The organism is Moorena sp. SIO4A1 (assembly GCF_010672065.1).
In the GTDB taxonomy this organism is placed as follows: Bacteria; Cyanobacteriota; Cyanobacteriia; order Cyanobacteriales; family Coleofasciculaceae; genus Moorena.
The window spans coordinates 172,204-192,442 of the sequence record NZ_JAAHHX010000002.1 but is presented as its reverse complement, the minus strand read 5'-3'; the positions used below and the strand labels follow the sequence as shown (position 1 = coordinate 192,442).

The window sequence follows — 20,239 nt, the reverse complement described above, 5'->3', positions numbered from 1 at the left end:
AATGACAGCATAAAAATTTAGGAGCTTTAACAAACCAATGAGTGTCAAGGCAAGTGGTGGAAGCTCAGTTGCCCCTGTGCAACTCTATCAAACTGTCCCATCTGCAACCATTATCCAAGCAGAACAGCAAGACCGCTTCTTAGGAAATGGAGAGATCAACGAGCTACTGGATTACTTCCGTTCTGGAGAAAAGCGTTTAGCAATTGCTGATCTGATCACCAAAAACTCAGACCTAATCGTATCCAAGGCGGCTAACCGGATTTTTGTGGGTGGTTCCCCAATGGCTTTCCTGGAAAAGCCTAAGGAAGAACCTGCCCTAGTAGGGGCTGGGGCTGCAGGGGTTCCCGACACCAAAACCTTGGGAACTAGTACCTTTGTCGAGAGTGGAGGTGGATTATTTTCGGGCTTCCGCGCTCTGTTTAGTTCTCCGACTGGACCAACCCCAGCGAGTTTCCGTCCCATCGACATCAACCGCTATGGCCCGAGGAATATGCAAAAGTCCTTGCGGGACCTATCTTGGACGTTGCGCTATATCACTTACGCCATTGTTGCTGGTGATCCCAACATCCTAGTGGTTAATGTTCGAGGTTTGCGGGAAGTCATTGAAAATGCTTGTTCAGCTGATGCCACAATCGTGGCAATCCAGGGAATGCGGGCGGCTTCACTAGATTATTTCAAAGGTGATCAGTCGGCACAGGAGATTGTTGCCCAGTACTTTGACATTACCCTGAACGAATTTAAAGCTGCTACACCCTCCGATAAACTGCGGCAACGCCCTTCGATAGACCAACAAGGGCTGCAATTGCCCCAAAGTTACTTTAATGCAGCCGAGCGGCGTCCTAAGTTTGTGATGAAGCCCGGTCTGTCATCCTCAGAAAAAACTGAGGTAGTTAAAGCTGCCTACCGGCAAATATTTGAGCGTGACATTACCCGCGCCTACGGTTTGTCGATTTCTTATCTAGAATCTCTAGTGAAAAACGGGAACATTTCCATGAAGGAGTTTGTTCGCCGTTTGGGCAAATCTGAACTATACCGGAAGCAATTCTTTGAACCTTTTATCAATAGTCGGGCCTTAGAACTGGCTTTCCGCCATTTCCTAGGTAGGGGTCCATCTTCAAGGGAAGAAGTGCAAAGCTACTTCTCCATTGTTTCCGATGGTGGTCTACCCGCTCTAGTAGATGCCCTGGTGGATTCTGAGGAATACTCGGATTACTTTGCCGAAGAAACGGTTCCCTATCTGAGGGGTTATGGTCAAGAGGCTCAAGAATGCCGCAACTGGGGGATGCAGCAAGATTTATTGCGCTATAGTGCTCCCTTCCGTAAGGATGCCCAGTTTCTCAATACCTTTGCCAAATACGAGCAACCCCTACCTGACCAACATGTCTATGGTTCTGGTAATGACTCCTTGGAAATTCAGTTTGGGGCAATTTTCCCGAAAGAAACCCGGAATCCTACTACCACCCCCGCTCTCTTTGGCAAAGATACTAAACGCCTGCTGATCCACCAAGGCCCAGGGATCAATAACCAAAATAGTAATCCAGGGGCAAGGGGTATGTCCCCCGGTTCCCTTGGCTCTAAGGTGATCCGCCTTGACCAGATCCCTAGTACACAAGACAAGAGTATCAAATTTGCCGAAAGCTCTACTCAAAGGGTAATTCGTGCCTGTTACCTTCAAGTGTTTGGCTTTATGCCCTATGAAGGTGAACGGCTGACTTCAGCAGAAGCTCGGCTGGAAAACGGTGAAATTACCGTCCGCGAGTTTATCCTAATGCTGGCGAAGTCTGATGGTTTCCGCAAACGTTACTGGACACCATTGTATGTGGTCAAGGCAATAGAATATATCCACCGACGTTTGCTCGGTCGTCCTAGCTATGGGCGCTCCGAGATGAACAGTTACTATGATGTTGCCTATAAAAAAGGTTTCTACGGTGTAGTAGAGGCAATTGTCAACACAAAAGAGTACTCTGAGGCATTTGGGGAAGATACGGTTCCCTATGAGCGCTATGTGACGGCAGCTGGTTTAAAAATGCGCACCGGAGTGTCTGGTAGCGTGACATCAGCAATGGCAATCATGGGTGAGGAGAAAGTACCTCGCTTTGTTGAGCTGGGTATGGGCAAAGACATGCTCACCGAACCGGAAGTTGAATTCCGGATTAATCAGGGGGTCAGTGTACAGCGTGAACAAACCAAGATCTTTAAGCTGATTGACCTTAATGATAAGCCAGCCTTGAAAGTCCTGATTGGAGCAGCTTATCGGCAGATATTTGAGCGGGATCTTGAACCCTATGTGATCAGAGCAGCATTCACCTCCCTGGAAAGCCGACTGAGTAATGGCGAAATTAATCTCAAGGAGTTTATTGAAGCCTTAGGTTGTTCTGATCTCTACATCAAAGAGTTCTACACCCCCTACCCCAACACCAAGGTGATTGAGCTGGGTACCAAGCACTTCCTAGGACGTGCCCCCTTAACTCAAAAGGAAATCCAGACCTACAACGCAATTCTAGCCTCTGAAGGGATTCGGAGCTTTATTGGCGCAATGGTCAATGGCATGGAATATGCTCAGGCATTTGGAGAAGATACTGTCCCTTACCGCCGCTTCCCCACCTTACCAGCTGCTAATTTCCCGAACACCGAGAAGCTGTATAATCAGCAGACCAAGCAGAATAGTGATGTGGTGGTACCAAGCTTTGATCCAGTCGAGCCTCGCATGGATTCGTCTAAGCTACCTTTGACCGGAAAAGCGATCGCAGATATGGCTGCCCAAAAGTGGGAGATGGCTACCAACCCCTCCGAGCTGGCCAAGGTAGGTCGTTCCTCTAATCGGAACCAACCAACCTTGAATCCTAAATCTGCTAAGCCAACACGGATTTTCCGCATCACCCCAAACATTTCTCAGGTCGAAAGCGCAGTGGTGATTGATTCCATTTATGACCAGGTCCTGGATTTATTCGGTGAACCAGTACCACCAAAATACCGGCAACAGCATCTAGACAGTCAACTGCGCAATGGGGAAATTTCCGTGCGGCAGTTTGTTAAAGCCTTGGCGAGTAGTAACACCTATAGTCAGCGGTTTTACCAGGCTTATCCCCCTGCGAAAGTAGTTGAGTTATTGTTCCGGCACTTACTCGGACGTACCCCTAACACTCACGGTGAGGTTCAAACCTACCAGCAGCTGTTGGCGGGACAGGGTCTAGAAGCTGCAGTAACCGCTATGGTTGATAGTTCAGAATACTCCCGCTTCTTTGGTGAAGACTTAGTCCCCTATCAGCGGGTTAGTTAGCAAAAAGTCTGAATTATGAAGGTTGGAAGTTGAACGCGATCGCGTGGCCTATTGGCCAAGGTTGGGAGGTTGAAGGTTGAAGGTTGAAGGTTGAAGGTTGAAGGTTGAAAATTAAAGGTTGAAGGTTGAAGGTTGAAGGTTGAAGGTTGAAAATTAAAGGTTTGGAGGTTTGGAGGTTTAAAGGCTGTCGGTAGGTTGGACTAGCCTTAAAGGTTCAACTTTCAACCCCCAAACCTGATCAAGCCGGAATAGCAACCCCAAACTAAAATTACTTTGCCATCACTGAGGTACAGTCAATTTTCGCAATCCCTACTCCCTACTCCCTACTCCCTACTCCCTACTCCCTTAACTAAGGCCACTAACCTGTAACTCACCCTTCATACTTCATACTTCATACTTCATACTTGATTAGGGAAAATGTTACGATGTGTTGCGAAGCTGGGAAAAATGTCAACAATCTGTAGCAAAATATTCCCGGAAGCTAGGTTTATGATTAACCTGCTTTGATTTAGGCTTTGATTTAGGCCTTTAATTTAGGCAGGGTTAGCCAAACCAAGTTTTGCTGGGACGTGCGTCGGCGCTCTGTGCTGACGGCGTATCGAGAACGGCGATTTACCCGGCACATTGCGAGTAACTGCAATGGGACAGAAGCTCTAATTACACCGCAAGGTTAGTTAGAGAGCGTTCATTTTTGGAAATGCCGGTTTACACAAACCTGGTGATATTTTTTTCTGGAGGAATCCATCTATGAGTATTGTCACGAAATCCATCGTGAATGCAGATGCTGAGGCTCGCTATCTGAGCCCTAGTGAATTAGACGGTATCAAAAGCTTTGTTACTTCTGGTGAGCAGCGCTTACGTATCGCTCAAACCTTAACAGGCTCCCGTGAGACAATTGTTAAGCAAGCTGGAGACCAACTATTCCAAAAGCGTCCAGATGTTGTCTCTCCTGGTGGTAACGCCTACGGTCCGGAAATGACCGCTACTTGCCTGCGGGACATGGATTACTACCTACGCTTGATTACCTACGGTATTGTGGCTGGTGATACCACACCAATTGAAGAAATTGGTCTAGTAGGTGCTAAGGAAATGTACAAGTCTTTAGGTACCTCCATTGATGCTGTTGCCGAAAGCGTCCGTTGCATGAAGGGTATCGCTACTGGCATGATGTCTGGAGACGATGCTGCTGAAGCTGGCTCTTACTTCGACTATGTGATTGGTGGATTGTTGTAGGGCAATAAATACCCCTTGGCCTAGTGTTCTGAGGCAAGTCTGTCTGTAGAACCGATAATCACAACTTGAGTTAAATAAGGAAATAGAATCATGCAAGACGCAATTACTGCTGTTATCAACTCTGCGGACGTCCAAGGTAAATATCTAGACGACTCCGCTATGGAAAAGCTCAAGGGCTATTTCCAAACTGGTGAGCTGCGGGTACGTGCAGCAACTGCCATTAGTGCTAATGCTGCTACCATCGTTAAGGAAGCAGTTGCTAAAACCCTGTTGTATTCCGACAGCACTCGTCCTGGTGGCAATATGTACACCACTCGCCGCTACGCAGCTTGTATCCGTGACATGGATTACTTCTTGCGTTATGCTACCTATGCCATGTTAGCCGGTGACCCATCTATCCTTGATGAGCGCGTACTCAATGGCTTGAAGGAAACCTACAACTCCCTTGGTGTTCCCATTGGCAATACCACCAATTCCATCCAAGGCATGAAGGAAGTTACCGCTAGCTTAGTTGGTCCTGATGCTGGTAAGGAAATGGGTGTATACTTTGACTACATCTGCTCTGGCTTAAGCTAAGTTAGCTAGTGTTGATGGAATTCGCCAGCCTGTAGTTGTCTGTGTAATTAAGGTCTGGGAAGTTGATTGTGAGTGCTAGCTTGTTAAAGGCGAATCTGGCTCACGTTAGTTAAGCAGCAGATGAGTTTTGACAGTCTAGTATTGACAATTAACTCCCAGACTTTGGAATAGTTGAGATATTCGATTAACGAATTTGTTCCCTCGCTATAGGCGGTAGGGATTTTTTATCCATCTTGGAATCAAACGAAAATTAAAATTTTCTGGAATTTTACTAGGAGAAATAACCTCATGCGGACGTTTGAAATAACTGCTTGTGTGCCAAGCCAAAGCAGAATTAGGACACAACGGGAGTTACAGAATACTTTTTTTACCAAGCTCGTTTCCTACGAGAACTGGTTCCGTGAGCAGCAGCGCATCCAGAAAATGGGTGGCAAAATTATTAAAGTTAAGCTGGCAACTGGTAAGCAAGGTACAAACACCGGTTTGTAAGGATTTTTCGATAATAGCTGTTTATCAAAAAAAAAATTTCAGGGGGTCTACTAGGACCCCTTTGTGATTTTTGGTTCAAAATGGGGGGATGGAAACAGAAGCAAGAGAGGGCCAACAACTACATAACCAAATAACCTTGGCCAAAAGGCCACGCGATCGCTGAAAGCGGGACTTCGTCCATCGCGTTCAACCACATAACCTTCAAGCACATAACTTTCAACCACATAACCTTCAACCACATAACCTTCAACCACATAACCTTCAACCACATAACCTTCAACCACATAACTTTCAACCACATAACCTTCAACCACATAACCTTCAACCACATAACCTTGGCCTTGGCCTATTGGCCACGCGGGGCGCGTTTGGCCACGGGATCGCGTTCAACCACATAACCTTTAACCAACCTGATGAAACGTGGCTCTACGTAACCTGATTCTATTATTTAATCCCTCCACTACAGACTGGGCAGTAACTGCTCGGTTACTGAAGTGGTTAACGTTTCTATGGCTGTTGATCGGAATAGTAATTCTGTTCTCAGCTTCTTATGCGATCGCAGATGTCGAGTTAGGGGATGGAACATACTACGTCAAGCGACAGCTGATGTGGGTAGTCTTGGGTTTAGTGGGATTTAACCTATTGGTGCGATCACCGTTGCGTTATTTGCTAAAAATCAGCCATTGGTTGGTCTTGGTGCTCTTGGTGCTGCTGTTATTGACTTTAATTCCTGGTGTGGGAACAACGGTTAATGGGGCAACTCGCTGGTTATCTTTCGGTTCGGTTCCCCTGCAACCTTCAGAGTTAATGAAGCCGTTTCTAGTGTTACAAGCAGCTCGGGTATTTGGGCAGTGGGACCGGCTTCAGTGGCGGACCCGTTTCACGTGGCTGGGGATTTTTATGGTGGTGTTGGTGGGAATTTTGTTACAGCCTAATCTGAGTACAACAGCACTTTGTGGGATGACCTTGTGGCTAGTTGCTCTAGCAGCAGGGTTACCGTTTTCTTACTTGGGAGGTACAGCATTTGGTGGTGTCCTGCTGGCAGTACTCAGTATCAGCATCAAGGATTACCAACGGCGTCGGGTGATGTCATTCCTAAATCCTTGGGCTGATCCGATGCGAGATGGATACCAATTGGTTCAAAGTCTTCTGGCTATTGGCTCCGGTGGGACTTGGGGCTCTGGCTTTGGGTTATCCCAACAAAAGTTATTCTATTTACCCATTCAACACACTGATTTTATCTTTTCTGTCTTTGCTGAGGAATTTGGCTTTGCTGGTAGTATAGCGCTAATGTTATTGTTGATGACATACATGACCCTAGCGGTGATTGTAGCTATTAAGGCCAGAAACCGAGTCTATCAGTTAATCGCGATTGGGGCAATGCTGTTTATTGTCGGACAGTCTCTGTTAAATATTGGTGTTGCTTCTGGGGCTCTTCCCACTACTGGTTTACCCTTCCCATTCTTTAGTTATGGGGGAAGTTCGATGATTTCCAGTTTGTGTTCCGCTGGGTTGTTGATTCGGGTGGCACGAGAGAGTAGTGAGGCGAAAGTTGTGTCTATACAAAGTCGCCGCCAGTATATAGCAGAACGACGGCAAAGAAGGCACAAGGTAAAAGCTAAAAGGTAAAAGTGACCAATATAGCGGTTTTCAATTTGGTGAGATACAGAGTTTCTGGTTTTAGGGAACAGGGAACAGGGAACAGGGAACAGGGAACAGGGAACAGGGAACAGGGAACAGGGAACAGGGAACAGGGAACAGGGAACAGGGAACAGGGAACAGGGAACAGGGAACAGGGAACAGGGAACAGAGAACAGGGCAAAAATTCTGTCTACCTCATTAGGGGAAAAACCGCTATACAGACCAGTAATTTTTTTTTCAGGGCATTCCGACTCCCTCGGTGCGCTTGACCCGTAATTAAATTCGCTCAAGGTGCGCGCCTCCAAGGGCGCGAGGGATTGCTCGCGCCCTTGGGTCGCACCTTCGGGTCGCACCGCTCCCGACTTCCTAACACCTATGTCTAGCTATGTCTAGGTTTTTATGAGATACAAAAACTCCAACGGTAAACCATCAGTATCAGCGATAAAGGCTACCTCATAAACATGATTACCGATCATCTGTTGGGTAGGTTCCAACAGAACCTTCAAGGGCTGAAACTGCTCTGGGTTCTGCTCAGAAGCCTCTTTAAAACTTTCTTTCAAGGACTCTAACCAACTTGGCAAGTCAGTAGCCCTATCCGTTAGGTCAAAAGACACGTGGTAATACCCCACATAATGCTCATCCCCAAAGGCATCCGGTGCTGGTAATGGTTCAGGAATTTGGATTAGTTCCAAGCGTCCACCCAGTCCCTTCATCCAACACGCTAGAGTCATGCCAGTAGTGAAGCGTTCAGATACCGTGAATCCCAACTTCTCATAAAATGCGATCGCGCGATGAATATTGGCTGTGCGAATCGAAGCATGATGCATGGGTTTTGTCCTTTGGCCTTTTTCCTTTACCCTTTTTCCTTTCTAACCAACAACAGGTGTAGTGAAATCACCAATCACCAATCACCAATCACTAATCACCAATCACCAATAACTAAAACAATCGGAAATAAGGGTAGCGCACAGGTACTCCAGGTTCTTTTTCCAAATCAAAATTGATCACTTCCCAACAAGGTTCTTCCTCAGGTTCTGGGCTAAATTCTACCGGCAAGCCATACAACCTGGGTTGGCCTGACTCTGAGTTCCCTCGCCAGGGGGTACTGCGCTCTAGGTAGGCACTCACTAAATCCCGATAACGACTGGCAATAATTACCCGTGTTGCCCGATATCCTTCAGTGTATAGCTTGTCTAGGGCTTCGTGAATCTCAAAGCGAATTCCATCAGGATGAGTGTGCTGTCGGTACCATTTATCTTGCCATAGACGCCAGTGACGCCCAGATTGTAAATGAATCAGTTCCCCAGTTTTTGGGTTGGCTTCAAACGCACCATGACGTGGACACAAGTAAGTGTCAGTCAACGTCAATGCCGGAATTATCTGACGGCAGTGAGGACATTTAATTTCTGAACCGAATATCGGGTACTGCAAGCTAGAATCAATCATTAAATGCTAGGGAGTGCCTTAGAGGTATATGCTATTACCTAATGGCTCCATCATTATAACTGGGTATTTAGTGGTGTTGGTCTCAGTGACCCCACTGTAAAACCTATGTAAAACCTAAGGTATTAATTACCATTATCTCCCTATTGTGATTAATTGTGGATTATCCCTTACCTCAAACCCCAATACTGACATCTTTTTGGCCTCCCCCAGATCTTTCTCTTGCTGCCTTTGTCGCCCCTAATGCTGTAGTTATGGGTCAGGTGTCCGTAGCTGCAGGAGTTAGCATTTGGTATGGTGCTGTAGTCAGAGGTGATGTGGAGCGCATCGAGATTGGCGATCGCACTAATATTCAAGATGGCGCAATTTTACACGGAGATCCCGGCAAGCCAACAGTTTTAGAAGACCATGTCACTGTTGGTCATCGCGCTGTCATTCATTCAGCATATATTGAACAGGGTAGCTTGATTGGTATTGGAGCAGTGGTAATCGATGGGGTTCGTGTCGGTCATGGTAGTATCGTGGGCGCTGGAGCTGTGGTTAGTAAAGACGTTCCTCCCCTGTCCCTGGTAGTCGGTGTACCTGCCAAAAAATTACGGGATGTTTCGGAGGCTCAAGCCGCTGAACTGATTGAACATGCACGGCACTATGAAAAGTTGGCTCTAGTTCATGCAGGTAAAGGCACAGATTTAGGGTTTAGTCTAACATAATACTTCGCTGCCGTTGCCCGGAACCCGGAACAGGGAACTTCCGATCCCGGAACAGTGGACAATAATTGAGAAAAACACCATCAGAACAGCGCTGCATCGCGTTTTACCGATTCCTTCCCAATTAGTAAACTGTGGGTAACTTTGATTGACTTTGATTAAGTTTTTCCCAAGAAGCGTGCAACGTCTTGAACAAATGGGTGATCAGCTTACTGAAAAATTAACTAAAAAAAATTGACCCATTAGGTGCGACTATATATATAAACAACTAAGTACCGTCCGGTACAAGGCATATCAAGCTGAGGGAGGTTACCCATCTAGCTTGGTAAGAGTTATTTGATTACTGAGTCACGGCAACTTGTTCAACCAATAACCCCACTTCTTCTAGGGGTGGGAGGGTAAAAATACTTCAAGCATTATAGGGAGGATACTAGAACCATGGATTTACGTCTATTAATAGTCTTATTGCCTTTACTCCTAGCACTAGGCTGGGTAGCTTACAATATTGGTGCGATCGCTCTCAAACAAGCTCAAAATTATTTGAATAAATCTCAATAAATCCCGCGTCAACCAATTAAGCGATAGCACCTTTGCGCAAAAGCACAATAGCCAGCTGTTCCGTCAAAAGGAGGATACAGCTGGTTTGCTTGAGCTATTGACCAATCTTATTTGTGGCAAATCAGTGGCTCTGAACTCAATAGATAATCTAGAAAAGTACCAGCAACAATCGATAGTTGTTTGCTACGCGGATAGACAGCATACCAGTAACGCTCGATGGGAAAGTGTTCTACATCCAAAACCACCAGCTCAGAGTTAACCCCTTCCATAACTAAGGTATGACGAGATAATACAGAAATTCCTAAACCCCCTGCGATCGCTTGCTTAATTGCCTCATTACTCCCCAAATCCAGCCGCACCTTTGGTGAAATCTGGTGGTAATCGAATAGTTTTTGTACAGCTTTGCGTGTTCCCGAACCAGGCTCCCTCATAATAAAGGTTTCTTGAGCTAGACGTTTAAGGGGGATATTTTTTTCCTGAGCTAGAGGATGATCGACCCGTGCGATCACAACCAGGGGGTTTTCTTGCACTGGTTTATAGCAGGTCTCCTGGTTTTCCGGAAGCTGACTCATAATGTATAAGTCATCTAGATTCTCACTGAGACGACCAAGGATGTATTCGTGGTTGGTGACTTGGAGAGAAATATCAATGCCTGGATAACGCTGGCAAAACGGACCTAGTAAACGAGGAATAAAATATTTCGCAGTTGTAATCACTGCTAAGCGCAGACGCCCCTGTTTTAAACCTTTGAGATCTGCCACTTTCATCTCAAACTGGTCTAAATTCTCAAAGATATCGCGGCAGGTTTTAACTAGTGCCTCACCAACCTGGGTCAGGTAGATTCGCTTACCTACCTGGTCAAACAGAGGCATACCAACAACTTTGGTTAGCTGCTTCACCTGCATAGAGACAGTGGGTTGGGTGAGAAACAGTTCTTCTGCAGCTCGTGTAAAGCTGTGGTGCCGAGCGACTGCTTCAAAGACCCTTAACTGATGCAATGTGGCTTGCTTCAATGATATTACTCCTATGAGGATATAGATCTTAGTCTTTGACAGTCTTGAAAGTCAGGAGTAGGGAGTGGGAAATGGGGAAAAGGGAATTTCATGGTGTTCATGGTGGACTTTTTTCCATGGTAGCTATTATGAATCTTTGGTACGTATGGGTAAGTTTCTTAAATCTGGTAGTTCTACAAGCTCTTTTTCTGCTTCCTTTACCTTAACTGGTATTCTCAACGGTTGTGGTTGCTCCTCGATCAGGCAACTCGCTACTGGCAAGCTTTTCTCTAAATCTTCAAGAGGTCTAGGAATCACTGTCACAGCGGTTAGTTCACCAATACGCTGGGCTTCAGCCATTCCAACTTGTAAAGCAACTGCTACATCTGCCACACGACCCCGAATAATGGCAGTACATAAACCCGCCCCAATGGTTTCGTAGGCAGTAAGCTGTACATTGGCAGCTTTGAGCATGGCATCCGAGGCACCAACCATTGCTGGCAATCCCCTGGTTTCTAAAAGACCTAGGGCATGATTACTGACCCGGCTACGATGATTTTGGTTAACTTGATCGAGTAGGTGAACACCGATGGGAAATATCACTTCCAGGTTGGGAAGTGGTCGCGCAATGATTGTCGAGGAGAGCAACTCACCCTCTCGTTGAGCATAATCCTTACCCGATTCGACAGCAATTCGCACCTCAGCGATCGCTCCCCGCACAATGGCAGTGCAGTGACCACTACCAGTTTTTTCATAACCCACAAGGGTAACTTCTGCTGACTTGAGCATGGCGTCAGCAGTACTAACAATTACTGGAAAACTTAGAGTAGAGACTAAACCTAGGGAGGCTTGGTTAAACCGTTTTCTCTTTGTCAAGGGATCGTCAGGGACAAGCCCAGGTTTGTATAACTCCATCAGACAGAAGACCTCTCTTTGGTTGTCGGCTGTTAATTGTTGGCTTATATCAAGTTTAGAAAGTTAAGTGTTCAGCAGAAACCTACAAAGGTCAATCAAGAAGCAGCTCATGCCATTGGACTAGATGATTGGCATGGGTTTTGTCTGGGAGTAGTGTGCCGACCACCGGTATGATCTAGCATTTCTCAAATCGGTCAGGTAGACAGTTGCAGGGTTAATGGGAGTCGGGAGTCGGGAGTCGGGAGTCGGGAAGTCAGAAAAGGGATCCCTCCTAACCCCCCTTAATAAGGGGGGAACTTAATAAGGGGGGAACGAAAGTGGGAAAAAATCCTGTTTACCTCATTACTACGAAAACTGCTATAACTATAATTTATAATTACAATTAATTATACTAATAAAACTGTAGGCGAAACCGCTAGGACAACTAACTATAGAGCTTCACATTGAGGCATATGGGGTGGCTGTTGGCTTGAGACTCCCAACTTGTGTCGTTCTAGCTATCCCAAGGGCGTTCCTTCTGGTGATCAAACTTCTGACAATCGCCTTTCGAGTCCTTTTTTCTATACCAGTAGGAAATTTAGATTAAATCACATAGAATTAAACCCTTGTTTATTTGATAGCGCTTATCCTAGTAATAAGGTAAACATATTTTTTTTCGGTTACCTTTTACCTATTACCTAAACTCAAAAAGTAACCTCAACCTTACCTAGTTGATAACTACTATATAAATACCCGTTGATGGAGCCGTAACTATGAGTAGTCTATCTGAACTTAAAAGCCGAAAACTTGGATTAATTGAATTAATCTCAATGGGATTTGGTGTTTATCTGAAAAATTTGAAGCCTATCCTACTGTTGTTTTGTACAATCTATTTCCCTTTGCTGATAATTTTGTCAGCTTTGAACCCGGAAAATACAAATAAGACTTAAGGATTGTTTCTGGCTTTTTTTGTAGTTGTTTCTATTGTTATAGGTTTAGCAAGTTTGACTATTACATAGCCCTATCGCTGATTACAGAAAATTCTCTTCATGGAAGACATACCACTTATCAGACTATAGTCCAAAAAATAGTTTCGAGTTTCATTCCTCTAGTTGGGCTATCTTTGATATTTAGTATTAACTATTTGATCAGATTTATACTACTTATAATCCCAGGGATAGTTTATGCGGTAAATAATCAATACTATGGGCTGGCTTTTATTCTCCGAGACCAAAGGGGAAAAGATGCTTTCGATTACAGTCGCTCTATCGTTGAAGGGAATTGGTGGAAAGTATTCTTCTTCATTTTTCTAAGTGTATTGAGTGTTTTATGCTTACAATTTATCTTGAATAGTGTCTTAACTAGTCTTCCTTTTATGAAAAATATTTGGGGTGATTTACTTTCAGTAGTTTTCCCTCAATTTATCGTCATCGGGATTACCATTGGTAATATACTTCTATTTCTTAACTTAGATTATCAGAAAAGTTTGGAGAGCTGATTAAATGGGAAGCATTCATAGGCTAGGTCAAACCAGTGACTTAAAACCAAGTTCTGTATTCATCTAAATAACCGTCGTAGTACAATTCTTCTTCTTCAAGGCAATCTGGAGTATCCACAGTCGTCTCTTCTGTTAAGTCTATTCCGTGATACTCTTGCTCTAGTTTTTTCATCTCTTCAAACAGACCTTGTTTCTTCAGCTTAGCTCTTTCTGCAACAAATTTGTTCCATTTTTTACACTTTTTCCTAGCTCGTTCTCCTGGGACGTTTTTACAGTTTACCGGCCTATAGTCGCTAGGTTCATAAAACTTATGTCCCCCAGGATGTTTTTTCTTTTTTTTCTTACTCATATTAATAGATTTTAGTTTTTATGGACTTCTAGAATTTTTGGCCGAAAGTCAATTGAGTAAGGTTTTATCCCAGATTGTTATAACTCACTAGTTAATCTCTGTATTATTATACCTCATAAGTAGGATAAACCCTATAGGTAATTGCAAGGCTTGGTTTGGCAATTCTTACCATGTCATTGGCTCTCTGCCTCAAGCACTTTCCTTTTCTAAGGGTAAAGTCAAGGGCGATCGCAATTTTTCGTTCGCGTAGCGTGGCCTACGGCCAATCACAAAGAGTTGCGATCGCTTTTTCATCAGTGGATACACCCTAAAAGGGTTCACGCTCCCAAGTTGTAGTAATACCCAACGTCTCAAAGGAATTTTCTAGCAGAGTTCGGAAATCCTTACTATAGCCACCAAACAGATGAACTCGTGGTTTTCGACCTGGAAAGTAGGGAGCATACAGAAGCACTTTAGTGCCGTCCTTCCAGACTTTAACGTGTTTGACCTCGATTACATACTCATCAGTTAACAAATCAACGTAGCCGACTGGTGACTCCACCTCACGCTCTCCACCTTCTCCCTCTTGAAGGATAGCTTGAATCATCCTTTCATCTTCATAAGACTGACCGGTATATTTTTTCTCGGCAAGAGGTTGTGGCATAGGTTCTCCAGAGGTTTCCATGTCTTCGAGAACTTCTGCGACTAAATTACTAATGCCTTCTAAAGCAGCTACCAGAGATGTGTCAAGGTGAGATAGACTGGGAAATTCGGCACATAATCCTACAAACTCCTCGTCTTCTTTTAACCATGTGATGCTATAAGTGTAGTGTTGGTGATTAACTTTCATTACTGTCCTCCAACTTATCAATAGCCTCTAAGACTTGACGAACTTGATAAACTTTAGCCTTTCCACTCTTTCCCTTTTGAATAGTGACACGAGGATTTCCTTACCACCGGGTCTTATAAATATAGGTCAAGATGATACAAACACCTGCCAGTCCAGAAACTGAAACCCTATTGATTGAGTTGCCTAGGACAATCGGGTTGTACGTCACCCAGGAACAGTTTACAGCCCTTGCAGCAGCCAACCGCGACTTGAGACTGGAAAGAACGGCACTTGGAGAGTTAATTGTGAACCCACCAACAGGCTGGAAAACTGGAAAACTAAATTGGAGTATTTCTGGAGAGTTGTATTTGTGGTGGCGTAATGCAGGGGAACCAGGTAAAGCCTTTGACTCTTCTACTGGCTTCATTTTACCTAATGGTGCGACTTGTTCTCCCGATGCCTGTTGGGTGAGCCGAGAACGTTGGCAGGCACTTACTCCAGAACAAAAAGGCACGTTTGCTAATATCTGCCCGGATTTTGTGCTTGAGTTACGGTCTAGCTCAGATCGGGTTCAGTCTCTGGAAGCTAAAATGACAGAGTATATCGACAATGGCGCGAGACTGGCCTGGTTAATCGATCCACAGCAGCGACTGGTGGAAATTTATCGACCGGGTTTGGCGGTGGAAGTGTTGCAGAATCCAACTGAGTTGTCGGGGGAAGAGGTGTTACCGGGTTTTGTGTTGGATTTGGGTCGGGTGTGGGGTTGAAAATAGAAATGCGATCGCTCTCTGTCTTGATGCAGTCGCTCATGGGGGAAACCCCCAAGACCGCGCTGCATCGCTCGAAAACCCTGCACTTAAGTTGATTCTGATCGCGCTGCCAAGAATTCCTCCGGTAGCATTACGGGAACTGAAGATGACACAAAATCAGATATATTGCGTGTAACGATCAGGTCGAGACCTAAGGCAAGTGCAGCTTCACTGCTCACTGCATCCTCAAAATCCGTCATGGAGCTTTGCAGAGCAGCTCGAATCACCTGATCGGTTATGCTGGCAACTTCAATACGTTCTAATAAAGTTGATAGTAGTCTCAGTGCAACCTCACTGCCCACCTGACGACGCAAAATATAGAAAATATTGGTTATGGCATGGCCTGAAACATATCCTTCAACGTCTTCCTGGGTTACTGTATTTAATGCTTGTGCCGAAGCAACCACAAATGGTTGGCGTTGAGCTAGAACATCAAGTAATACGTCGCTATCAAACAACACCCGTCTCACTTGTATTTTGCCTCAAGATAATCGATGTACGACTCTTTGGAATCCTCTGGACTTAGCTCAACCACACCAAGTAGGCTTTGAGTCCAAGGATCAAGACCAGTCATTGGTGTTGAACTTGAGCTATAAGACCTAGATAACAGGGTTTCTTGTTCAATTGAGGCCAAAAGGGACTGGACTAAACGCCAGCGTACGCTTATTGGTAATTGCAATGCTTGGTTTTGCAATTCTTGCCATGTCATTGGCTTTCTTCCTCAAGAACTTCCTATTCTAATTGTAGAGTATCGGCCAGTAGCAGTGATGTGATCCCTGCCTCAGTTATCCCCAGGTAAAGGCAGCTTTTAAGGCAGTCTGAATTGGCACCGGGACTAAATAGTCTCCGCCTGCCACCGGGTGAGGGATTGGGGATGTCGAGTTGGTCATCAATTCTCGAGTGCGATCGCGTAGCGGCTCAATGCGCGCGCATCGCTTCTTCCAAACAGTCAGCTGCTTCAGCTAAGGCTTCTTCCATGGAATCTCCCTGAGTAATAGCTTCTGGCAAATCCTGAAAGTTACCACAAACCCGCCATCAGACTGGTCAGGGGTAAATGTAGCCGGGAATGAAAATCGACTAGTTGTAGATTCTACCATGGGAGTATTAATCCTAGGATAAGCCATTCCATTACTGATAATTTAAACAGGTGCGTTACACTTTGTTAACGCACCCGACAAGATCGGCGATTAGCCCAAAGGGCTACGCTTCGCGATCGCACTTTTATTGAAATTAAAAGCTTCTGAGTACCTAAATATCGTTGCGTATGAGTTTTTTATTCAAACTCATTCAACAGAAGTCAAAGGTTGTCTTAGACTTGCTTTCAAATTTTCGGACACGTCTACTACATTCAACAAATACATATATCACCTAAACTGTTAGTTCATACGTACGTACTCAACAGTTAGATAACCTGTGTTGTCGGGATAGTTTGCATCATTCATCAAAAAGGCACAGGTTTGATCTTTATACAGTGGTATTTCGGGATTCCTGGTATATTGATATTCTTCTAAGGGTATGTCACAGTTTATAATCAGAGAAAATGGATCATACTGAGGATCCATCATTTGTCCTCGATTCCAGTAATCTGGATCCCCTTCAGGTCCACATTTATCTATATCCGGTCCTCCTTTCCATATACCGTCTGCGTGAAAAAAGTAATCTCCATAGTCAGAAAATTTAGTGGCGGGGTAGAAAACTTTAACACCTTGTTCGTTATTGGCATACACCTTAAATTGTCCAGCCAGGTCGAGTTTGATAGGCGCATCCGCCAACGCAGAACCAGCCATGAAGTTGAGTGTAATAAGGAACCCAGCAAAAACAATGAGGAAGCTCTTCAAAATCTTGTTAAGTTTCATGTAGATTTAACCTCTAAATTTGGATAAACCGATGGACAAATTTTACTTTTTGTCTTCAGTCTCTACACTTTAAAGACGATTCCAGAGAGCCTTTTCTGAATTTTTTTAGTTGGCTTTTTTTATAAATAAGTCTCAAGACAGGGTTTTTCGAGGTACACAGAATTTCTTCCCTGTTCCCAATTTTGAAGTTTCCTATTTCCTGCTCTGTTCGCGTTTGGCCGTGGGCCACGCTACGCGAACGCGCAGCGGAGGCCGTAGGCCAAAACGTGGGCTACGGCCTTAGCTCTCTAAAACCCAGAAATTTGTACCTCGTCCAAAAAGCGATTCTCTGAAAGAGCCGCTACGGGATTATCGGTACAAGCCGCTACGGGAAGGCACTTTATCGAACTTTATAGCAGTAGCCGTAGGTTGGGTTGAACTTTCTGAAATCTAACTCTCTCAAGGTAACAAAAGGGAGAGATAATGTTGGATTTCATTGCCTTGAGTCCAACCTACACGATGGGTGCATCTTTTTGTTGTAAATCTATAACTGTTGGGGACTATGGGGAGATGGGGAGGTGGGGAGTGTGGGAAGAATGGGAAGATGGAGGAGATTTTTATTAATTGGTGCAGGCTGCCTTTCACACACCGCTGCTTCAACACACAGACAACCATGTTTAGGGTTGCATAAATGGGGGATGATTTTAAGAGTTTTGTAGAATGGCCATCTTGGTGGAACAGGCATCTTGGTGAAATGGCCATCTTGGTGGGGTGGGCATCTGGCTGTGGAATGGCCATCTTGCTGGAACAGGCATCTGGCTGTGGAATGGCCATCTTGGTGGAACGGGCATCTTGCCTGTTTCAATTTCCGGGCAGGCAAGATGCCCACCCCACTGATATTTATCCCGCCCCTCAGCAATGCCTCATTGTTGACTTCTAACTTCTGATCAGAAGTAGCTGCAACAGGAACCGACTCAGACTCCTGCACCAATCGCACTACCTCCTGCACTTCCTCACCAACACCACTGTCCAGTTCTTCCACCGCAACAGATGATGTCACCGTCTCGCCCACAATCGGTTCAACTTCCGCATTCGGCTGGGACATTTCCCCAATTGCTGACTCAGTTGCCTGATTAGTTGGTGTAACCGATAAATCCTGATCAGTCTCATCCTCGCCGATAAAATATCCCCTCAACTCCTCTCTCAGAATCGCCCGCGCCTGGGAGATGCGCTTGCAGACATTCTGGTAGGAAATATTTTGCTGTTGGGCTATCTCTCGATAAGACAGTTCTTGATAAAAATGCAGGATAAAGGTGTGGTGGAGCCGAGCAGGTAAGTTATCAATGGCACTGCTGATAGCAATCTTTTTCTCGTCTGTTTCCAAAGCCCTTTCTGGGGTATCCTCACAGGAAACCAGTCCTTTTTCCTCTCGAATCCCTTCTATATCCTCAACGTGGTTCGCGCTGCGACCATGTTCTCGATGTATATCCACGCAGAGGTTATGAGTCAGCTTTGTCAGCCAAGCCTTAAAATTAGCGATTTTCCCGGCAAATTTTTGCACCTTCTCCCATGCCTTGAGCATCGCTCGACTCAGGGCATCTTCAGCATCGGTAGGGTTTCCACCCATCCACCTGAGACAGCGATGATAGAGATAATCTTGATATTGCCGCCATTGCTGCCAAAACTCTTTCTGTGAAACGTGATGAGATTGGCCCAATGCAGTAGAAGTGGCTTCTAATTGAATATCTGAGATCATAATTGATTGATCAACACAATGGTGTATGGTCTCCACTGGAGTCCAGGGCTGATTTGTTGTAGTAAGCATTCAGCTATCAGCTATCAGCTATCAGCCGTGAGCCTTAGGCTGACGGCTGACGGCTGACGGCACCTCAAGTAGCACCTCAAGTAGCGCATATGCTTACGATTTGTACTCCACATTTTTGACCTCGATACCCGATCACCATTTGAGAGTATAGCGGTTTTTAGTCTGTTAATCTCATAAAACTCATGTAAAAACTCATGTAAAAACTCATGTAAAAACTCATGTAAAAACTCATATATATGGTTTTTATATAGGTTGTAAACAAAATTATTGCTCAAAAAAGCAAGAGGCAAGATGCAAAACGCAAGAGGGGAAAGAGATTCAAAGTTTTATTGTCCAATCAAAAAAGACCATACACGTTTACATCTCAAATAAAAACCCTATATACAGTCGAAAGTGGGGAGTCAACAGAAGCGGGAAATGGGGATAATTATCCCTATATACCCATTTCCCGCTTATAAAAATCTGACGAAATCGCGTTTAGACAAACAAAATCAATGGCTGTGAGGGGAGCAACCCCCCTATATTGCCTATTATCTGCTATTATCTGCTATTATCTGCTATTATTACACTCCCCTGTCAGGGAGTCCCAGCAATAAAAATAGTTAACAATATTTAATATTCAGCTGGAAATTATATAAGGTATGATAATTTAAGGTCAGGATAATAAATCAAAGGAGGAAAGTAAGCCTTGAATGCCTGCCATATCGGTAAGCTCCCTACTCGCAAGAAACGGGCAAGATGCCCGTTCCACCGAGAGGAGTGCTATTATCCCTTTAATCGACTGGTAGCTGAAAAAAATTGGGTTTCAAGCCCCGTCCTTGGTTAGACGGCTTTTATCTGATTAGTTATAATCAAAGAGTGGCCTAACACAGACAGGATTCGTCGGTACTGTCATAAACCCCACGAGCGTTTTGCGATGTTAGCACGTGAGGCGCGAAAAACCTCATTAAAAACGTATGGATCCGTGCCAGATACCGAAAACCAGTAAAGCTTTCCTTAAAAACTAAAAGTACCGTGGGGTTAGAAGTTACCGTAAGAAGAGTGGAGCCAAAATCGGCAAAGTTTTAACCCTTTTACCCATAGCCGACTAACCATAAAGGCGACCCTCTGATAAGGTTTCGTCTCCGGCACACGGAAACTGAGGAAGCTCAACGCTAACGGAGATAAGCCCACTGGGGTTAGTTAAGTTAGGCTAGGTATTTTGTTTTTAAACGGATACTCGGCTTAAGTATTGCCTTTGGCGGATAACTAGCTTTAAGGCATGTCGAAGAACTAAGAATCCCCGCTCATAAGCGGGCGGGG

22 protein-coding genes and 1 pseudogene are annotated in these 20,239 nt (G+C 44.9%); 11 read left to right on the top strand and 12 right to left on the bottom strand.

Features of this window, described 5'->3' with window-relative positions:
• Positions 1–37: 37 nt before the first annotated feature.
• The 7 genes and pseudogenes from F6K53_RS01730 to F6K53_RS01705 all read left to right on the top strand — a co-directional run.
• Positions 38–2,698, top strand: a pseudogene (locus F6K53_RS01730) (phycobilisome rod-core linker polypeptide); the annotation flags it as partial.
• 9 nt (positions 2,699–2,707) lie between these two features.
• The gene (locus F6K53_RS45670; RefSeq protein ID WP_365939928.1) at positions 2,708–3,280 is read left to right on the top strand and encodes a phycobilisome rod-core linker polypeptide; all 573 of its coding nucleotides are present in this window, start codon (positions 2,708–2,710) and stop codon (positions 3,278–3,280) included.
• A 747-nt stretch (positions 3,281–4,027) separates the two neighbouring features.
• On the top strand, positions 4,028–4,513 hold the full coding sequence (locus tag F6K53_RS01725; protein ID WP_008180111.1) for an allophycocyanin subunit alpha: 486 nt from the start codon (positions 4,028–4,030) through the stop codon (positions 4,511–4,513).
• Positions 4,514–4,603: 90 nt separating this feature from the next.
• Entirely contained in the window at positions 4,604–5,089 is a 486-nt protein-coding gene (gene apcB / locus F6K53_RS01720) for an allophycocyanin subunit beta (protein WP_070394727.1), read from the top strand.
• A gap of 288 nt (positions 5,090–5,377) precedes the next feature.
• The gene (locus tag F6K53_RS01715; protein WP_293036843.1) at positions 5,378–5,578 is read left to right on the top strand and encodes a phycobilisome linker polypeptide; all 201 of its coding nucleotides are present in this window, start codon (positions 5,378–5,380) and stop codon (positions 5,576–5,578) included.
• A gap of 155 nt (positions 5,579–5,733) precedes the next feature.
• The gene (locus F6K53_RS45665; protein WP_366511312.1) at positions 5,734–5,976 is read left to right on the top strand and encodes a pentapeptide repeat-containing protein; all 243 of its coding nucleotides are present in this window, start codon (positions 5,734–5,736) and stop codon (positions 5,974–5,976) included.
• A 22-nt stretch (positions 5,977–5,998) separates the two neighbouring features.
• Entirely contained in the window at positions 5,999–7,207 is a 1,209-nt protein-coding gene (locus F6K53_RS01705; protein WP_293079766.1) for an FtsW/RodA/SpoVE family cell cycle protein, read from the top strand.
• Here F6K53_RS01705 and F6K53_RS01700 read toward each other — a convergent pair.
• The 3 genes from F6K53_RS01700 to F6K53_RS01690 form a co-directional block, all read right to left on the bottom strand.
• A complete protein-coding gene (locus F6K53_RS01700) occupies positions 7,197–7,400 on the bottom strand; it encodes a hypothetical protein (protein WP_293079763.1) in 204 nt (67 codons plus the stop codon). The genes F6K53_RS01705 and F6K53_RS01700 overlap by 11 nt on opposite strands.
• A 208-nt stretch (positions 7,401–7,608) precedes the next feature.
• Positions 7,609–8,046, bottom strand: coding sequence for a VOC family protein (locus F6K53_RS01695; RefSeq protein WP_293035706.1), 438 nt, complete (start codon positions 8,044–8,046; stop codon positions 7,609–7,611).
• 112 nt (positions 8,047–8,158) lie between these two features.
• Positions 8,159–8,665, bottom strand: coding sequence for a TIGR02652 family protein (locus tag F6K53_RS01690; RefSeq protein WP_293035708.1), 507 nt, complete (start codon positions 8,663–8,665; stop codon positions 8,159–8,161).
• Between the two features lie 155 nt (positions 8,666–8,820).
• On the opposite strand from F6K53_RS01690, the gene F6K53_RS01685 reads away from it, so the two are divergent.
• Together F6K53_RS01685 and F6K53_RS01680 are read left to right on the top strand one after the other, a co-directional pair.
• Positions 8,821–9,372 (top strand): gamma carbonic anhydrase family protein, encoded by a 552-nt coding sequence (locus tag F6K53_RS01685; protein WP_293035710.1) that lies wholly within the window; start codon positions 8,821–8,823, stop codon positions 9,370–9,372.
• Between the two features lie 435 nt (positions 9,373–9,807).
• Positions 9,808–9,927: a photosystem II protein Y gene (locus tag F6K53_RS01680; RefSeq protein ID WP_293035713.1), complete on the top strand. Its 120-nt coding sequence runs from the start codon at positions 9,808–9,810 to the stop codon at positions 9,925–9,927.
• A 107-nt stretch (positions 9,928–10,034) separates the two neighbouring features.
• Here the strand turns inward: F6K53_RS01680 and F6K53_RS01675 are convergent, their stop codons facing one another.
• From F6K53_RS01675 to F6K53_RS01655, 5 genes are all read right to left on the bottom strand, one after another.
• Entirely contained in the window at positions 10,035–10,940 is a 906-nt protein-coding gene (locus F6K53_RS01675; RefSeq protein WP_293035716.1) for a LysR family transcriptional regulator, read from the bottom strand.
• 126 nt (positions 10,941–11,066) lie between these two features.
• Positions 11,067–11,834, bottom strand: coding sequence for a BMC domain-containing protein (locus F6K53_RS01670; RefSeq protein ID WP_075896843.1), 768 nt, complete (start codon positions 11,832–11,834; stop codon positions 11,067–11,069).
• A 1,517-nt stretch (positions 11,835–13,351) separates the two neighbouring features.
• On the bottom strand, positions 13,352–13,660 hold the full coding sequence (locus F6K53_RS01665) for a hypothetical protein (protein WP_293018865.1): 309 nt from the start codon (positions 13,658–13,660) through the stop codon (positions 13,352–13,354).
• Between the two features lie 189 nt (positions 13,661–13,849).
• A complete protein-coding gene (locus F6K53_RS01660; RefSeq protein WP_293065820.1) occupies positions 13,850–13,981 on the bottom strand; it encodes a hypothetical protein in 132 nt (43 codons plus the stop codon).
• Positions 13,968–14,489 (bottom strand): hypothetical protein, encoded by a 522-nt coding sequence (locus tag F6K53_RS01655; protein WP_293065817.1) that lies wholly within the window; start codon positions 14,487–14,489, stop codon positions 13,968–13,970. The genes F6K53_RS01660 and F6K53_RS01655 overlap by 14 nt, the downstream gene beginning before the upstream one ends.
• A gap of 131 nt (positions 14,490–14,620) precedes the next feature.
• On the opposite strand from F6K53_RS01655, the gene F6K53_RS01650 reads away from it, so the two are divergent.
• Entirely contained in the window at positions 14,621–15,235 is a 615-nt protein-coding gene (locus F6K53_RS01650) for a Uma2 family endonuclease (RefSeq protein ID WP_293018871.1), read from the top strand.
• 89 nt (positions 15,236–15,324) lie between these two features.
• On the opposite strand, the gene F6K53_RS01645 is transcribed toward F6K53_RS01650, so the two are convergent.
• The 4 genes from F6K53_RS01645 to F6K53_RS01630 all read right to left on the bottom strand — a co-directional run bounded on the left by F6K53_RS01645 (position 15,325) and on the right by F6K53_RS01630 (position 18,868).
• Positions 15,325–15,747, bottom strand: coding sequence for a PIN domain-containing protein (locus F6K53_RS01645; RefSeq protein WP_293018873.1), 423 nt, complete (start codon positions 15,745–15,747; stop codon positions 15,325–15,327).
• Positions 15,744–15,986, bottom strand: a complete 243-nt coding sequence (locus tag F6K53_RS01640; RefSeq protein WP_293018875.1) for a hypothetical protein — start codon at positions 15,984–15,986, stop codon at positions 15,744–15,746. The genes F6K53_RS01645 and F6K53_RS01640 overlap by 4 nt, the downstream gene beginning before the upstream one ends.
• A 667-nt stretch (positions 15,987–16,653) precedes the next feature.
• On the bottom strand, positions 16,654–17,064 hold the full coding sequence (locus F6K53_RS01635; protein ID WP_293065813.1) for a hypothetical protein: 411 nt from the start codon (positions 17,062–17,064) through the stop codon (positions 16,654–16,656).
• Between the two features lie 592 nt (positions 17,065–17,656).
• On the bottom strand, positions 17,657–18,868 hold the full coding sequence (locus F6K53_RS01630) for a sigma-70 family RNA polymerase sigma factor (protein WP_293065808.1): 1,212 nt from the start codon (positions 18,866–18,868) through the stop codon (positions 17,657–17,659).
• Between the two features lie 757 nt (positions 18,869–19,625).
• On the opposite strand from F6K53_RS01630, the gene F6K53_RS01625 reads away from it, so the two are divergent.
• Positions 19,626–19,763, top strand: coding sequence for a hypothetical protein (locus tag F6K53_RS01625; RefSeq protein ID WP_293018879.1), 138 nt, complete (start codon positions 19,626–19,628; stop codon positions 19,761–19,763).
• Positions 19,764–20,239: the final 476 nt, after the last annotated feature.

Coding starts and splice junctions, on each gene's coding strand:
- F6K53_RS01635 (WP_293065813.1), bottom strand. CDS start 17,064: ATGGCTGGTTCTGCGTTGGCGGATGCGCCTATCAAACTCGACCTGGCT.
- F6K53_RS45670 (WP_365939928.1), top strand. CDS start 2,708: ATGGATTCGTCTAAGCTACCTTTGACCGGAAAAGCGATCGCAGATATG.
- apcB (WP_070394727.1), top strand. CDS start 4,604: ATGCAAGACGCAATTACTGCTGTTATCAACTCTGCGGACGTCCAAGGT.
- F6K53_RS01670 (WP_075896843.1), bottom strand. CDS start 11,834: ATGGAGTTATACAAACCTGGGCTTGTCCCTGACGATCCCTTGACAAAG.
- F6K53_RS01650 (WP_293018871.1), top strand. CDS start 14,621: ATGATACAAACACCTGCCAGTCCAGAAACTGAAACCCTATTGATTGAG.
- F6K53_RS01655 (WP_293065817.1), bottom strand. CDS start 14,489: ATGAAAGTTAATCACCAACACTACACTTATAGCATCACATGGTTAAAA.
- F6K53_RS01725 (WP_008180111.1), top strand. CDS start 4,028: ATGAGTATTGTCACGAAATCCATCGTGAATGCAGATGCTGAGGCTCGC.
- F6K53_RS01690 (WP_293035708.1), bottom strand. CDS start 8,665: ATGATTGATTCTAGCTTGCAGTACCCGATATTCGGTTCAGAAATTAAA.
- F6K53_RS01665 (WP_293018865.1), bottom strand. CDS start 13,660: ATGAGTAAGAAAAAAAAGAAAAAACATCCTGGGGGACATAAGTTTTAT.
- F6K53_RS01680 (WP_293035713.1), top strand. CDS start 9,808: ATGGATTTACGTCTATTAATAGTCTTATTGCCTTTACTCCTAGCACTA.
- F6K53_RS01695 (WP_293035706.1), bottom strand. CDS start 8,046: ATGCATCATGCTTCGATTCGCACAGCCAATATTCATCGCGCGATCGCA.
- F6K53_RS01715 (WP_293036843.1), top strand. CDS start 5,378: ATGCGGACGTTTGAAATAACTGCTTGTGTGCCAAGCCAAAGCAGAATT.
- F6K53_RS01640 (WP_293018875.1), bottom strand. CDS start 15,986: ATGACATGGCAAGAATTGCAAAACCAAGCATTGCAATTACCAATAAGC.
- F6K53_RS01630 (WP_293065808.1), bottom strand. CDS start 18,868: ATGATCTCAGATATTCAATTAGAAGCCACTTCTACTGCATTGGGCCAA.